The 16,149-nt window shown below is 50.0% G+C and carries 13 protein-coding genes; 11 read left to right on the top strand and 2 right to left on the bottom strand.

Annotated elements, in window-relative coordinates; genetic code table 11:
• The 6 genes from F4X88_20270 to F4X88_20295 all read left to right on the top strand — a co-directional run.
• The coding region (locus F4X88_20270; GenBank protein MYA58619.1) for a transposase at positions 1 to 239 on the top strand (239 nt) is incomplete at its 5' end.
• A gap of 4 nt (positions 240 to 243) precedes the next feature.
• Positions 244 to 483: a hypothetical protein gene (locus F4X88_20275; protein ID MYA58620.1), complete on the top strand. Its 240-nt coding sequence runs from the start codon at positions 244 to 246 to the stop codon at positions 481 to 483.
• Positions 484 to 553: 70 nt separating this feature from the next.
• Entirely contained in the window at positions 554 to 1,558 is a 1,005-nt protein-coding gene (locus F4X88_20280; protein MYA58621.1) for an Ldh family oxidoreductase, read from the top strand.
• A gap of 462 nt (positions 1,559 to 2,020) precedes the next feature.
• Complete coding sequence (locus F4X88_20285; GenBank protein MYA58622.1) at positions 2,021 to 4,477, top strand: T9SS type A sorting domain-containing protein; 2,457 nt, start codon at positions 2,021 to 2,023, stop codon at positions 4,475 to 4,477.
• Between the two features lie 1,450 nt (positions 4,478 to 5,927).
• Positions 5,928 to 8,342 carry a T9SS type A sorting domain-containing protein gene (locus tag F4X88_20290; GenBank protein ID MYA58623.1) on the top strand — a complete coding sequence of 805 codons (2,415 nt, stop codon included), beginning with the start codon at positions 5,928 to 5,930 and terminating at the stop codon, positions 8,340 to 8,342.
• A gap of 51 nt (positions 8,343 to 8,393) precedes the next feature.
• Positions 8,394 to 9,494: a pyridoxal-phosphate dependent enzyme gene (locus F4X88_20295; GenBank protein MYA58624.1), complete on the top strand. Its 1,101-nt coding sequence runs from the start codon at positions 8,394 to 8,396 to the stop codon at positions 9,492 to 9,494.
• 212 nt (positions 9,495 to 9,706) lie between these two features.
• On the opposite strand, the gene F4X88_20300 is transcribed toward F4X88_20295, so the two are convergent.
• Positions 9,707 to 10,480 (bottom strand): Uma2 family endonuclease, encoded by a 774-nt coding sequence (locus tag F4X88_20300; protein ID MYA58625.1) that lies wholly within the window; start codon positions 10,478 to 10,480, stop codon positions 9,707 to 9,709.
• A 108-nt stretch (positions 10,481 to 10,588) separates the two neighbouring features.
• The gene (locus F4X88_20305; GenBank protein MYA58626.1) at positions 10,589 to 10,858 is read right to left on the bottom strand and encodes a hypothetical protein; all 270 of its coding nucleotides are present in this window, start codon (positions 10,856 to 10,858) and stop codon (positions 10,589 to 10,591) included.
• Positions 10,859 to 11,087: 229 nt separating this feature from the next.
• Here F4X88_20305 and F4X88_20310 point away from each other — a divergent pair, with 229 nt between their 5' ends.
• Genes F4X88_20310 through F4X88_20330 form a run of 5 tightly spaced genes read left to right on the top strand, consistent with a single transcriptional unit; the run spans position 11,088 to position 16,088 of the window.
• A complete protein-coding gene (locus tag F4X88_20310) occupies positions 11,088 to 12,395 on the top strand; it encodes a phosphodiester glycosidase family protein (GenBank protein ID MYA58627.1) in 1,308 nt (435 codons plus the stop codon).
• Positions 12,396 to 12,400: 5 nt separating this feature from the next.
• Positions 12,401 to 12,793 (top strand): hypothetical protein, encoded by a 393-nt coding sequence (locus F4X88_20315; protein ID MYA58628.1) that lies wholly within the window; start codon positions 12,401 to 12,403, stop codon positions 12,791 to 12,793.
• Complete coding sequence (locus F4X88_20320; GenBank protein MYA58629.1) at positions 12,756 to 14,048, top strand: zinc-binding dehydrogenase; 1,293 nt, start codon at positions 12,756 to 12,758, stop codon at positions 14,046 to 14,048. Before F4X88_20315 ends, F4X88_20320 begins: the two co-directional genes overlap by 38 nt.
• A 36-nt stretch (positions 14,049 to 14,084) precedes the next feature.
• Positions 14,085 to 15,227, top strand: coding sequence for an oxygen-independent coproporphyrinogen III oxidase (locus tag F4X88_20325; GenBank protein ID MYA58630.1), 1,143 nt, complete (start codon positions 14,085 to 14,087; stop codon positions 15,225 to 15,227).
• A 60-nt stretch (positions 15,228 to 15,287) separates the two neighbouring features.
• Positions 15,288 to 16,088: a LamG domain-containing protein gene (locus tag F4X88_20330; protein MYA58631.1), complete on the top strand. Its 801-nt coding sequence runs from the start codon at positions 15,288 to 15,290 to the stop codon at positions 16,086 to 16,088.
• Positions 16,089 to 16,149: the final 61 nt, after the last annotated feature.

Below are 16,149 nucleotides of genomic sequence, written 5' to 3' on the forward strand. Positions count from 1 at the left end.
ACCTTGGATTCTACCAGTTTGTTCAAATATTGAAATATAAGTGTCAAAAACATGGACGTAAGTTGCTCCAAGTGGGTCAATGGACGGCTACGACAAAACCGTGTAGCGATTGCGGATTTCACAACGAAAATCTAACTCTCAAAGATAGACAGTGGACGTGTCCTAACTGTGGTTCGCACCACGATAGGGATATAAACGCTGCTGTAAACATATTGCGGGCAGGGATAGCCGTCACCTGACGATATGCCTGTAGAAACCTATAGGGAAACGCCCGCGGGTGGAGACGGAATAAGACGGTCGACTTTTCAAGGAAACCGCACTGTCTATGAAACCGAAGCCCACGCCTTTAGGCGTTGGGTGCTATCACCTGAAGGCGCAATCGCACGGCTCGGTAAAGGAACATTAGGCAAGACGATCGCTACCAGAAGTACTAACGGCACAGTATTGCTCTGGGAAATTAAACCGACCTTGGGAGAGGAATAGATGTGAAGCCTTCCCTTTAGCTGAAAGCTCCAAAACCACTTGGTGCTACGACAAAAAACAGGAGACTGGTATGAATAGACCACCAGAAGCCTTCGTTCACGTGGACGAAGATCGACTTCTCAATTTCTCTACTGCTTGCTTTGAAAAAGCAGGCATCACACACGAACACGCCGCACTCATCAGCCGTTTGCTCGTCAATTCCGACTTACGAGGTGTCCGCAGTCACGGCACCCGAACCGTCAACGGATATTGCGGAGGCTTTGAAAACGGAAGTTTCAATCCCAATCCTGATATCCGTGTCATCCGTGAAACCCCAACGGCTGTTGTGCTTGATGGAAATGGCACACTTGGCTATCTTCCGATGGTGCGTGCCACTGAACATGCTATCACTAAAGCGAAAGCAGTGGGCATTGGGATGGGGCTCGTCCGCTATATTGGACACTACGGGTCTGCTGGACACTATGCACGAATCTGTAATGCGTCAGGTTGTATCGGTTTCTCAGTGCAAGGGTATCAGAATCAAGGCAACGCTGGCAACCAAAATCCGAAACCGCAACTCGGCTATTACGGCAACCCGCCGATCTGTTTCGCTATTCCCTCTGACGAGGAACCCCCGGTTGTGCTCGACGCAGCGACCTGTATCATGGCGGATTATCAACGAGGTCCCGATTTCGATGCCCTCCTGTCAGTGATTCCAGCGGCTTTCTTCAAAAGTATCGGCTACACCGCCATAGCAAGCCTACTCGGTGGCGCGCTAACGGGTTTCACTGAACCCCCACCCGAAGATACCGCAAAATGGAGTGGCGGGGGTATGGGCGGAATGGTCCTCGCGATAGACATCGAATCCGTGGTACCCTCCGCTGTTTTCCACGCGGAAGTCGACCGTATGGTGCATGATGTCCGTGAAACATACGAGCCGATGCCGGGGACAGACAGAGCACTTCTACCGGGTGGGATCGAAACCGAACGCACGGAACAACACCGGCGTGACGGCATCCGTTACGGTGAGATGGAACAGGAATCTGCACGCGGGGTCAGTGAACGGTTAGGTGTGCCATTACCTTGGGATGAATAACTTTCACACCCGCGTAGCAGGAAGAAATTCAAGAAAACAGATGAGATTTTCCTTGCCTTTTTTCGGAAAATGTTACATACTTTTTAGGATGTCTAAATGTATCAGGACACCCAGTTCTCGCTTTTAGCGTATTATTCTAACTTGCGTTACTTCAAATACAAGCGTCATCCCGCAAGATAGGGTATCTGATCTATTGTTTTTTATCTTTGAAGAAAATACTTTAGAAAGGTTTGTGTTATGTACACTCGTTTGAAAACCAATTTTTTGTTTTACACGTTCATGCTGTTGATATGTTTTAATGCCTTTTTCCTAATCAACACACCTGCACAAATTCTCGAATCCGTCAGCGACAATTATACCTTTGAGACGATTGACGTTGAGGGTGTAGAGTTCTTAGCGGTGACGGCAAGTAGCGACTTTGAGGACTACGCTGGCAACACCCTGAGTGCTGATGGCAAAAAAATGGTCGCCTTTACGCTCATTGACGGTGTTTTTACGACCTACGATTTTCCGGGCGCGAAAAACACCTATTTCTACGCACTCGGTAATAATGGACTCGCTGCGGGGCACTACGAGGATAGTGACGGTCTTTTCCACGGTGTCATCTTAGAGAATGGTGAGTTGCGGGAATACAACTTCCCGGATTCTGTTGAAACGGAGATCTATGGGTATAGTGATTCAACCGGGGGACTGACGGGTAATTTTACGGATGCGTCTGGTATTCGTCGTGGGTTCTCAGGGGAGACAATCGTTGAGTTCCCGGGGGCATCGGAAACTTATGCCGATTTTGTAAGCGGATTAGGCAATATCGTGGGTAGCTACGTAGATACTGAAGGCACATATCATGCATATCTGCGTGGTCCCGGAGGTAGTTTCGCAACTCTGGGTATTCCAGAAATACCAAATATGGAATACTTTTTTCTGCACGGTATCAACGATGCACTGGCTGCCGTTGGCAGAGCGAAAGGAGCGGATGGTGTCTCGCTCACCTATGTCGGTAACCCGCTCAACCTACAAGAATTGAAGGTTCCGGACAGCATTGGCACGGAAGGTTGGAATGTCAATCAGGATGGTTCTGTCGTCGGACATTATACCTCAGCCGATGGACGTACACGTGGATTTATCGCCAGGCCCTTACAAACGACGCATATACGACCACTTCCTGACCTCAACTATACGTTTGAGAGTATTGACGTTCCGGGTGTAGATTTTTTAGCGGTAACTGCCAGTAGCGACTTTTTTGATTACGCAGGCAATATGCGGGGTACTGATGGTGGAAAAGATATCGCCTTTACGCTGATTGATGGTGTTTTTACGACCTATGATTTTCCCGGCTCGCAAGGCACCTATTTCTATGCACTCGGTAATGATGGGCGAGCCGCCGGACACTACCAAGATAGCGATGGGCTTTACCGCGGTGTTATCTTAGAAGATGGCGAACTGCGGCGATACGATTTCCCGGGTGCTATTCAAACGGAGATATACGGGTATAGTGATGCTACGGGAGCACTGACGGGTAGTTTTATAGATGCGTCTGGTGTTCGTCGTGGGTTCTCAGGAGACACAATCGTTGAGGTCCCCGGAGCATCGGCAACTTATTCCGATTTTGTGAGTTGGACGGGCCATATCGTGGGCAGCTACGTGGATACTAAAGGGATATATCATGCATACATGCGTAGTTCGCTGGGCAGATTTCTGTCTATTGACCTTCCAAACGCACTAAATCTGGAATACTTTTTTCTGCACGGTCTCAACAGTGCAAGGACTGTCATTGGACGAGCGCAAGCGGTGGGTGATGTCCCGCGCACCTATGTCGGCAGCCCCCTCAATCTACAAGAATTGCAGTTTCCTGGGGCTGTTAGCACGGAGGGCTGGAATATTAATGAGGACGGTTCTGTCGTCGGGCACTATGATTCAGCAGATGGGCGCAGACACGGGTTCATCGCAAGACTCGTTCCCAAAGCAGAGGGCGATCATTTTGGCAATATCTACACCGTCACCCTGTCTAAAGGGTTGAATATGATTTCTGTGCCATTGGCACCCGCAACACCGATGAATGCCAAGGCCCTTGTCGCTATGGCAGGAGCGACAACTATCATCGCATTTGATGTGACAAAACAACGTTTCGTCGGATGGACACCAGACGCGCCGAATGACGGTTTCCCAATTGAAGGTGGGCAGGGCTATATCGTCAGTGTGCGAAAAACTCGTAACTTCGCCTTCATTGGCGCACCGTGGACGGATCCCACCGAAACAACGGAAGCCGCTGCCGCACCCTCTGCTATTACCCCCTTGATAAGGGGCGATAGGGGGGGTACCCAAGAAGCGTGGGCATTCGTTGTGAGTGGGCATTTGGAAGGTAAACCAACTTTTGATGGCTATCAAGTCATCGTGCGTAACCTGAGAACAGACAGCGTGATCACGGCCTCAGTGGTGGGTGATTATTTCGCCGCTGCAACCGCCGACTTAGCGCGACGCAGCGTCGTCAAAGTTGGAGACGTGATTGAGTTACGCGTCATCGGTCCGAATGGAAATGTTGAATCACAAACCCGCGGTTTTAAAGTGACCCCTGAACATCTCGCAAACGCGGTCTTGTCTGTTAGACTTGATGGCATCGGTAGACCCGAGCAGAATCTCCTGTTGCAGAACTATCCGAATCCGTTTAACCCAGAGACGTGGATTCCGTATCACCTCTCGGAAGACAGCCCCGTATCGATATCCATTTATGATACGACGGGTCGGTTGGTTCGCACGCTTTCGCTCGGTTTGCAATCCGCAGGCTTTTACAACAGTCAGGGACGCGCGGCGTATTGGGATGGACGCAATGCCCTGGGTGAACGCGTTGCGAGTGGTATCTATTTTTACCAGTTGACGACACCCGCTTTCCAGCAAACCCGGCGGCTCGTTATTGTAAAATAGCGTCAATCTGTATAGCACTTACGTCCTTCCTTGGTAGATGCGGTTTCTAACCGCATCTATCTCTTAGGAACAGACGTAATACACCAAACAACTTTCAATCCCGTAGGTTGGGTTGAACGACTCTGAGAACAGGTGGGCGCGGTATCCAAATACGCTTCGGAGCCAAATGAGCGTGTATAGTTTCAGAAGTCCAGTGAAACCCAACTTTATCCACCGACCCGTTGTGGATCCTAAAAATAAATAGACATGCTCCCTTCCCCGGTAGGCGAGGTTTCTAACCTCGCCGGTGTGAAGTGTCCAACTAATTCTAAACTTTACTATAAAAAGGGATTTCGTTATGCATACTCATATTATTAAAACCAATTTTTTGTTTTACACGTTTACGTTGTTCTTATGTCTCAATTCCCTTTTCCTAATTAACGCCGCTGCACAAGTCACCGATGAACCCGTTGGCATATCTGCTAACTATACTTTTGAGACGATTGACGTTGAGGGTGTAGATTTCTTAGCGTTGACGGCGAGTAGCGACTTTGAAGATTACGCCGGCTACACGCGGAGTGCTGATGGTGAAAAAGAAGTTGCCTTTACGCTGATTGATGGTGTTTTTACGACCTACGATTTTCCCGGTTCACAGAACACTTATTTCTATGCCCTCGGTAATAATGGACAAGCCGCCGGACACTATCAAGACAGCGACGGTCTTTACCACGGGGTCATCCTAAAAGATGGTGAGTTGCGGGAATACAACTTTCCAGATTCTGTTGAAACGGAGATATACGGTATTTCTGATGCGACAGGCGCACTGACAGGGAATTTTACAGATGCGTCTGGCGTTCGCCATGGATTCTCAGGGGACGAAATCATTGAGTTCCCCGGGGCAACGGCAACTTATACCAATTTCGTGAACTCAAGCGGCGGTATGGTGGGCAGCTACGTGGATGCTGAGGGGTTATTTCAACCTTATGTGCGTACCCCGACAGGACAGTTTATACCTCTCAACCTTTCACAGGCACCAGATCTGGAATACTTTTTTGTGTACGGTATCAACGATGCAGGGACTGTCGTAGCCCGAACCAAACCGATAGATGCCCTCCCGGGCACGCTCGTCGGCACCCTCCGGGGTGGGTTCAATCAATTTAGCGTTCCGGGCAGCGTCAGCACGGAGGGCTATAACATCAATCAGGACGGTTCCATCGTCGGACACTATGAATCCACCGATGGACGCAGACACGGGTTCATTGCCAGACCCGTAACGGACACCGATGCCCCCGTCGACGATCAACCCGTTGCCACACCTACCGATCTCAATTATACGTTTGAGGGCATTGATGTTCCGGGTGTAGCGTTTTTAGCCGTGGCGGCGAGTAGCGACTTTGAAGATTACGCTGGCTATACAAAAAGTGCCGATGGTCAAAAGAGGGTCGCCTTTACGCTCATTGATGGGGAATTTATGACCTACGATTTCCCGGGTTCCAAGAACACCTATTTCTTCGCGCTCGGTAATGATGGACGAGCCGCTGGACACTACGAGGATAGCGAAGGTCTTCACCATGGGGTCGTTTTGCTAAATGGCGAACTCCGACAATACGATTTCCCAGGTGCCGTCGAAACGGAGATATACGGTATTTCTGATGCGACGGGTGCACTGACAGGGAATTTTACCGATGCTGCTGGCGTTCGCCGTGGGTTCATAGGTGACACCATCGTTGAGGCACCCGGGGCATTGGAAACATTCGCTGATTTTGTGGCGGCGGGCCGGCTCGTCGGCAGCTACATAGATGCTGATGGGATATATCATCCATACACACGTTCCCCGAATGGTAAGTTTGTATCTATTGACCTCCCAGGCGCCGCAACTCTGGAATACATGTTTGTGCACGGTATCAACGATGCGGGAATTATCATTGGCAGATCCAAACAGGTGGAAGATATCCCGCGCACGCATGTCGGTACATTCCGGGACGGGCTACAGGAACTGACCTTTCCGGGCAGCGTTTCCACGGAAGGCTATAATATTAATCAGGACGGCTCTGTCGTCGGGCACTATACGTCAGCCGATGGAAGCGTGCATGGCTTTATTGCCAGACCTGTAACAGCGGACACCCTTTCACCAGTAGACGAGGTCCTCAGTGTCGTACCCGTTAGCGATGCCTATACTTTTGAGAGTATTGAAGTCCCGGGTGTCGATTTTTTGGAAGTGTCAGCAAGCAACGACTTCGGAGACTACGCAGGCAACACGCGAAGTCTTGACGGTGAGAAAACCATCGGTTTCACATTGATAGACGGTGTTTTCACTACATATGATTTTCCGGGTTCCCTGAATACCTATTTCTATGCACTCGACAACGCTGGAAAAGCCTCCGGACACTACAAAGATATAGATGGCGTTTACCACGGTGTTATTTTAGAAGGTGGCGAACTGCAGCAATACGATTTTCCCGGGGCAGCCGAAACCCATATCTACGGTCTTAGTGATGAAACCGGGGCATTGAGTGGTAACATCGTCGATGCCGCGGGAGTCTCCCACGCCTTCTCAGGGGAGCTGACAATTACAGTCCCCGGTGCTGTCAACACTTACGGGGACTTTGTTAACACCGCAGGTGCGGTCGTCGGCAGCTACGTGGATGCCGATGGAAGGTTTCATGGGTTCATACGTCACCCCGACGGCAGTTTTACGACTATCGACCTTCCAGAAATGCCGAACCTTGAATTCCTATTTGTGAATACTATCACGGATGCCGGTGTTGTCGGCTTCAGAGCCAAAGCTGCAAATGATATTCTGCGGTCCTATCTCCGTCTGCCGGATGGCACCCTGCAAGAATTGCGGTTCCCAGGCAGTGTTCGCACCGTCGTCCGAAATGTGAATCAGGATGGAAGTCTTGTCGGCTATTATGACTTAACAGACGGACAGAGATACGGTTTCGTCGGCAGACCGACAACACAATTAAGCGAGAAAGATTTGGGCAATACTTTCTCCACGCGCCTCTCTAAAGGTTTGAACATGCTATCTGTCCCCTTGAAACCGACGATCGAGATGACAGCGCGATCGCTCGCAGTAAAGACAGGGGCGACAACGGTTGTTACGCTTGATGCCGCGAACCAACAGTTCGTTGGATGGACGCCGAACGCACCTGACGATGGATTCCCAATTGAAGGCGCAAAAGGATACATCGTCAACATACCACAAACACGTGATATCGTCTTCACCGGAACAAAGTGGACAAATCGGGTGGATGCCGCCGCAGCCCCCGCCGTCACCCGCTATCAGACATGGGCGTTCGTTGTCAGCGGGTATCTAAGCGGCACACAGCACTTTAACGGGTATCTCGTTACTATCCGCAACAAACGGACGAATACCGTTATGACAACTCGAGTGCGCAGTCATAATTATTTTGCTGCTGCTACCGCTGACCTCAACTACCGGGGCGTTGTGGAACTCGGGGATAGGTTGGAATTAACCGTAACGGACACCCACGGAAATATCGTCTCAGAAAGATTCAATTTCACTGTGAATCCTATGAATCTTGCAAATGCCGTTCTGAATGTGGCGTTGGATGGTATTGGTGCCCCGAAACAGAGTCTTCTGTTGCAGAACTACCCGAACCCGTTTAACCCAGAAACATGGATTCCGTATCAACTCTCCGAAAACAGTCTGGTATCGGTATCAATTTACGATACAACGGGTAAGTTGGTTCGCACGCTTTCGCTCGGTTTCCAATCCGCAGGCTTCTATAATAGTCGCGAGCGAGCAGCGTATTGGGATGGACGTAACGACTTAGGCGAAAGGGTGGCAAGTGGGGTCTATTTCTATCAACTGACAACACCCGCTTTCCAGCAAACCCGGCGGATGCTCATCTTAAAATAGTTTTTAAATTATTGCCCCCGCATCCTGCTAAAGCAGCAAAAACACTGCAATATGCAATACCAATGTGCCAAATGTAACAACACCTATCAAATCTCACCGTTACGCTATAAGTGTGAGTGCGGAGGCGCGCTGAACCTCGTCTCGGATCCACGCGTCTTGCCGAATGCACGGGTCCCAGCAGCGATGTCGCTCTGGCGGTATCGTGAAGCATTGCCGATCGGTAAGGAGACAGAGATTATCACACTCGGCGAAGGCATGACACCGCTTGTGCCACTCGATACTAACGCACCTGAACACTTCGTAAAATTGGACTATCTCTGTCCGACCGGCTCCTATAAGGACCGAGGGGCATCCGTCCTGCTCACGCATCTCAAATCACTCGGTGTTGAGACCGTTGTTGAGGATTCATCGGGCAATGCCGGGGCCGCGATAGCCGCCTACAGTGCCAGAGCAGGTATCCGCTGCACCATCTACTGCCCTGCGTCCACTTCGAAAGGCAAATTGAGACAGATTTCTGCCTATGGTGCCGAGTTAAAACTGGTAGCAGGAAACCGCGCAGCGACGACAGAGGCAGTAAAACTCGCCGCGGAAACTACCTGCTATGCCTCTCACAATTGGCATCCGTTTTTCTTGGAAGGCACAAAGACGCTCGCGTATGAGATTACCGAACAACTCGGGTGGCGCGCCCCGACACACGTCTTATGTCCAGTCGGATTCGGGAGCATCTATTTGGGTCTCTCTATCGGATTTCGTGAATTGCAGACCCAAGGGATTATTGAAGATGTCCCTCGGCTTCTCGGCGTTCAACCCGATGTCTGTTGCCCAATCTACAATGCGGACGTTGAAAACGTAACGTCCATCTCAAGAATGAAACAAACTGGAGAAACACTTGCCGAAGGCATCACTGCTGAACTCCCCATCCGAGGCGACAATATTTTGGAGGCACTCCATTTCTCGAACGGCGCATTTACCACAGTCAACGACGCAGAGATTGAGGAAGGCATGGAACTGCTTGCCGTCAAAGGGATTTATGTGGAACCGACATCGGCTGTTGTCGTTAAAGCATATCAGAAATTTCAAGAAACAGGTATCATCCAAGAAGGCGATATGACAGTTTCGATCCTCACAGGTATCGGTCTCAAAGCATCTTGACATTAGAAATCACAGAACTCAGAAATAATCTAAGTTGCCACCTATTGATTTAGGGGCACGCGCATCGTTTTCAGCGAAAAACGTGATGTGTGCTGTGCAATTTTGGGTGCGAAGATGCACAGACTAAAAGTCTATGCTACACCGGAAAAAATAACAAGGCTATCACTGGCAACTTGGGTTACATATACAAAAATTGCTTGACATCCGACCATTCAGTGGCGTGCTTGTAAACGTGCGAGTGCTTCTCGAAGTTCGGCAGCCTCCGCTTCAGCGGTTTCTGCACGTGTTTCAGCAGTCTGGCGGGCAATGCTCTCTTCGGCAGCACGTGTTTCAGCAGTCTGGCGGGCAATGCTCTCTTCGGCAGCACGTGCCTCCGCAGCCTCCGCAGGAGTCCGAAGCCATTCATCCACAACAGGATCGTAAATCTCTAAATCCCCCGCAATGATGTGAAAATCTAAACCCAACACCGAGGCAGGCAAACCCACTCCATCTCCACCAGACACTCGAACATACACACCCCCAGATAACGCAAACCCCATCAGCGGCTCAGGCAGATACACACCTTCCGCATCATAGAGAAAGTAATTCTGGATGCCCAACGATGCGTAAAGCGACATCTTAACCGTCAGATCGTTTTGATACGTGTTTTTACTGCTGAACTCCATCACGAAATCAGGAACCTTACCCGCCTCCCAGACCTTGTAAGTCAGGCGCGATTGCCGACCGATGCCGAAAGTGACCAGCACATCCGGTGCGACGACCTTTTGAGGGAACCCCTCCACATAATACATCAGTATATCACCAGAAATATAGACATCGGGGTGTTCTTTGAAATGTGCCTCAAGGATTTGTAAAGTCCGTATGAGCTGCCGCCTATGTTCATCACTTGCTGCCATCTGTTCTCCATCGGTATCAGGGTAATCTATATTTTTTTCTGTAGGGATATAAGGGTTTTGGTTTCTTTTCGTATCAGTATCGGTTTTCATTCGTCTATCTCCTTTGCTGTGAAGCCTCTCAAGAGGGCTGATGCAGTATCTTGAGGTGATCGCGATCGATCTGATTGCGTTAATTATAGCCGAACATAGAGACGGCAGTCAACCTTTTTTTCTTTTTCGGACCAGACTAAATCCTCTCGTCTGCTGTGCCGCGAGTTTACGCTCATGTTTCGCGCTGTCGGGGATATCAGGAGGGTAATACGGTTTTGTGTGACTATACCCTGCCATTGTCAGTTGTACTGCTTGAACAATGCAACAGAGACAAAGTAAGCACCAGAATTGCCAGTGGAGCGTTTCAGAGACGTGCAAGCTGCACAGCAAAGGCGGAGGTTTGATGCGATTTTTCAGTCCAGCTTGTAGGGTTCTCATTTCGGCGTGATATTTCCTTTGAGATTAGATGCGTAAGTTCTATATTTCATAAAACTAAACACCTGTGAAAACAGAAGAAATGACATGTTAATTAGCACAAGTCGTAAATGGTATAAGATATATTTGGCTATCCACAGAAAATATGCTATAATCTCTGTAGAAGCGATACTGCACCAGAAAGAATATCTGTCCATGTCATGATCAGGAACCCTTAACATATTCCAGACAAATGATGAAAGAAAACAGACCTGACATCACGCGACTCATTACCGTCTGCGCGCTGATCCTAATTTTTATTTTGGTGATTGGAGCCTTACGCGCACGGGAACACCCGTTTTTCCGTATCGGTGCTAACAGCAGCAAAGACCGAGAGGTTTTTCCTGACACTGTTAAACGGCGCGATGAACTCCAAAACGATCGATGGCCCAAAGGGTTTCGACTGCTTCGGTATTGGTGGACGGGTGGCGCAGCGGTCTATATTGCAGAGATGGACCGCACGGCGAGTAACCTCCGATTCGATGTTGAACTTGCCAACGATCAAATCTTAGGACGTGAAACCATCACGGATGCGACAAGACGACTCATGGAGAAGGACGTGCTACCGCTCGCAGGGGTCAACGGCAGTTTCGGCATCCGAGAGGACAACCGCGGACGCGGCGGTATGATGTTCAACCTGCATATCCAAAACGGTGAACTGGTCAGTATCTCCACACCCCTGGATAGATGGGGATATTCGCCACCATCCCCGTGGGGGGAGACGAGTTTTGGCGTAACGCCTGATGGCGAGTTTCTTTTGGATAGAGTCAAACTCAACGGTAGACTCAAGATTGCAGGCGACACGCTTCTGATCGATGCGGTTAACCAAATTTGTGATTCATCGTGTCCCTCTGTAATTTATACACCTCGTTTTGGACGCAGAACTTTAACGCGTCGATGCTACGAGTTTACGCTTAGACAAATTGAACTTCCACTGACCGGAAAATACACGAGTAGATTTGTCGTCACAGGTGTAAACCCGCGCGGCAACAGTGTCATTCCGTTTGATGGGATTGTGCTTGCGCTGGAACCGCGTTTGGCGCGAGACTGGACAGATAAAATTGTCAAAGCCACAGCGGGCACATTGGAAATCGCCCTCACACCGAAAACATGGCAGCACGTTCAGCAGGGGATTGGTGGGAACTTGCGGCTTGTCCGAGATGGTAAGGTCGAGCCTGAACTCATCGCGTTTGGTGAGTCACGCGGTGGGAGTGCCTACCGGCATCGGAATGCCGCGTCCCGTCACCCGCGCAGTGCCCTCGGATTTAACGATGAAAAGTTGTTCCTCATCGCTGTCGACGGCAGGCAGCCGGGGTACAGTATGGGAATGACGCTCTATCAGATGGGAACGTTTTTCAGCGAACTCGGCATCAAACATGCCATTAACTTCGATGGGGGCAGCTCCTCAACCTTATGGGCACTCGGAAGAGTCGCAAACAGTCCCGCGCACGGCTACGAACGCCGTATTTTCAACGTTGCGATGATCCGTGCGAAAAAATAAACACAATGAAATCTAAATATTTCCTACTTTCTATCCTGTTAATACTCGCGTGTTCAAACAGGAACACACCGCAAGCGGTCAGCGAAGATTTCATCTATAACTACTATCAGCGGGCACATCAAGCGGCAGCGTTACAACTCAGCCATGGGCTCGCGGCAGAAAAATTGGAAGACGAAATCGCTCGCGTGCGTGAAGTCCGGTCGCCAGGACAACAGATGGAGGAGATGCCGAAAATCGAATACGAACCTATTGGAAAAGAAGAGGAACCAACCCACGTCCTATTCAACTATAAGCTCACCATCACAACACGAGGCACAATAACTCACACCCGAAACGTCATTATCAACACCGAACAAATTGATGGACGCTGGAAAGTCGTCAACTTTAATGAGTATTAAGGAAAGATTAAGAACGGTTATCTTCTGGATATCTCCAAAACCTAAGGCGCGAAGTCCCAAACAACGTTTGGGACGGCTCTACGGAGATGAACATCAAACCCCCAACTCGCTTCATCGAACCCCAAGGAAAATTAAAAACATGAAAACTGGAAAAGTCGCCGTTTTTACAGAAGCGCAAACACCCATGGAATTCCGGGAATACCCGATTCCATCCGTTACGCCCGATGATCTACTCGTCCGGATCAGTATGGCGAACATCTGCGGCTCCGATCTGCATTTTTGGCGTGGACACGGACCCAAAATCGAGAGCGGTATCCCCCAAGTGCTCGGACACGAAATGATCGGCACGATCGAAGCCATGGGACGCAACATCACAATGGATAGCATGGGACAACCCTTAACCGAAGGCGACCGCATCGCCTATTCCTACTTCAAACCGTGTCAACACTGTTGGGTGTGTCTCAACGGAAAACCGGGATGTCCCAACCGCTACCGAGATTGGCTCGGGGTCTCCAGCGAACAGCCACCTCACTTTCACGGTGCTTATGGCGAGTACTACTACATGAAACCCGGGCATTGGGTGTTCAAGGTACCCGATGCACTCCCGGACGCACTCGTATCCCCCATCAACTGTGCCTTATCTGAAGTCATTTACGGACTGAACCAGATCGGCATCACACTCGGCGATACTGTGGTCATCCAGGGTGCCGGTGGACTCGGACTCTACGCCACCGCTGTAGCGAAGGAGATGGGCGCGGGAAAAATCATTGTTTTCGATCGACTCCCCGCACGTTTGGCACTTGCCCAGGCGTTCGGCGCGGACGAGACCCTCAACGTCGACGAAATTGACATGAAATCCCGGGTTGAATACGTCCTCGATCAGACACGTGGCATCGGCGCAGACCTTGTCGCTGAGTTTGTCGGGTCGCCGCGGGTCCTCGCAGAAGGCGTAGAGATGCTCCGTTGGGGTGGACGCTATCTCTGGATCGGCAACATCAATCTCGGATTCCCCACTGAGATTGATCCCGGCAACATTGTCCGCTGCAGTAAAGCCATTCGCGGTGTGATCGTCTACGAGCCGTGGGTTATCCCGCGCGCCCTCGATTTCCTCAGTCGAACACGAGACAAGTATCCGTTCCACAAGATCATCTCCGATACCTTCTCCTTCAGCGATATTAACGAAGCGTTCTCTTACGCCGATAGCGGCGAGGCAATCCGAGTCGGACTGGAATTCGACACTCCCCAGGTCCGATAGGTGCGGTTTCTAACCGCACCGGGTCTTACAAACAGTATGAACTATCTTCCTAAAACCGCTTCTTCTGTCTATATTCACATCCCTTTTTGTGCGACGAAGTGCTACTACTGCGCTTTCAATACCTATACCTTCCATAAAGAGGAAGCGAAAGCATATTTAACTGCACTCCGCACAGAAATGGAACGCTATGCCGCTGAAACCGAGCCTCTGCAAACGGTTTTCATCGGGGGTGGCACGCCTTCTATCCTCTCTGCGGACGCTTTGGCACGACTGTTTACGGATATACATCAGCATTTCCAAATAACACCGAACGCCGAGATGACTGTGGAATGCAATCCAGGAACCATTGATGGTGAGAAGTTACGAGTGATGCGGGATAACGGCGTGAATCGGCTCAGTTTCGGTTTGCAAGCCATGCAAGACGAGACCTTGAAGCAGTTAGGCAGGATCCACACCGTCGCCGAATTCCTGCAGAGTTATCGCCTCGCCCGCGAAGGCGGTTTTGAGAACATCAACATCGACCTCATTTTCGCACTCCCAAACCAAACGATGGCGGCATGGCAGCACACCCTCAACGAAGGGATCTCCCTCGAACCCGACCACATTTCAGCCTATAATCTCGTCATGGAGGAGACAACCCCGTTCTATGAATGGTGGCAAGCCGGTGAACTCCAGCTCCCAACCGAAGACACCGAAGCAGACATGTTCCAATACACCATCGACACGCTCACCACGCACGGGTATACACATTATGAAATCTGTAACTTTGCCAAGCCGAACCGTTTCGCGCGGCACAACCTCGTCTACTGGGACAACCAGCCGTGCATCGGGCTCGGTGTAGGCGCGTGTGGGTATATCAACGGTGTGCGTTATACGAATATTCGGGGGATCGCGCCCTACATTCGCGAACTTTCCCAACGCCATAAACCGATAGCGGATACCGAACGCATGACGGGACATGCCGAGAAGACGGAAACGCTTATGCTCGCACTTCGGAAGCGCGAAGGTATTTCTCTCGATGTTTATAAAGACCGATTCGGTGAAGACATCGAAATCGCCTTTGGAAATATCCTCAAAAAATGGTTAGACATGGAATTGCTGGAACGCACAGCCACGCACCTCCGCCTCACCCCTCGTGGGCTTTTCCTCGCAAACGAGGTCTTCGTCGAGTTGATGTAAGCCTTCTCTTGACTATTTTTGCGAAACCTATTATTATGAGATGTAAGGAGGTGTAGACAGATGAAAGTTAGATGGGTGTGGATCGGTGTGGTCGTTCTATCTATTGCAGGCATGCTAACCGCTGCAAGTGATGCTGCGTTAGACCCGAACACTATCGTAGGAATATGGAAATTTGACGAAGGTAAGGGAGATACTGCAAAAGATTCTTCTGGAAACGGGCACGACGGTGTATTCACAAATAAACCGAAGTGGGTAGATGGTAAATTTGGCAAGGCTCTTGAGTTTGATGGCACATCTTTTGTGGATATGGGCAATGACAAATCACTTCAGTTCCACGGAGATGTGACGATTGTTTTTTGGGTGAGACCTGAAAACGTAGCCGCAGGTCGCCAAAACATCGTTTGCAAATCATACGGCGGCGAAGGCTGCTTGACACAGGAACCCGATGGGCGATTGAGTTTTTATTGGGGCGATTGTGGCGGAAATTGTCAACCTTACGTGGAGGTTACGAGACCTACCCCTGGTACGCTTGTAGATGATGAATGGATTCACGTCGCTGAGACGAGAGACGTTTCAAAACGCGAGTATAAGATGTACAAGGATGGTGAAGTTGCCGCCGAGAGTAAGTGGCTGAAATGTGGGGTTCACCCCTGCGGAGACTCCACCCCCAGCGGTTTTAATTTGCTCATCGGCTCCGGCTATGCCGGTAAATACAGAGGCATTATTGACGATGTCGCTATCTTTAAGGTGGTTCTGAGTGAGGATGAGATTCAGAGTATCATGGAGGATGGATTGGAAAGGGCTTTTGACGTTTCCCCCAGCGACAAACTCACCACCACATGGGCATACATAAAACAATAACGAATCTATTAACGTGAGTTTGATAATTAATTTCCCAATTTTTTGAATAAAGAGAACCCTT

The sequence above is a fragment of the Candidatus Poribacteria bacterium genome (assembly GCA_009839745.1).
GTDB lineage: Bacteria > Poribacteria > WGA-4E > WGA-4E > WGA-3G > WGA-3G.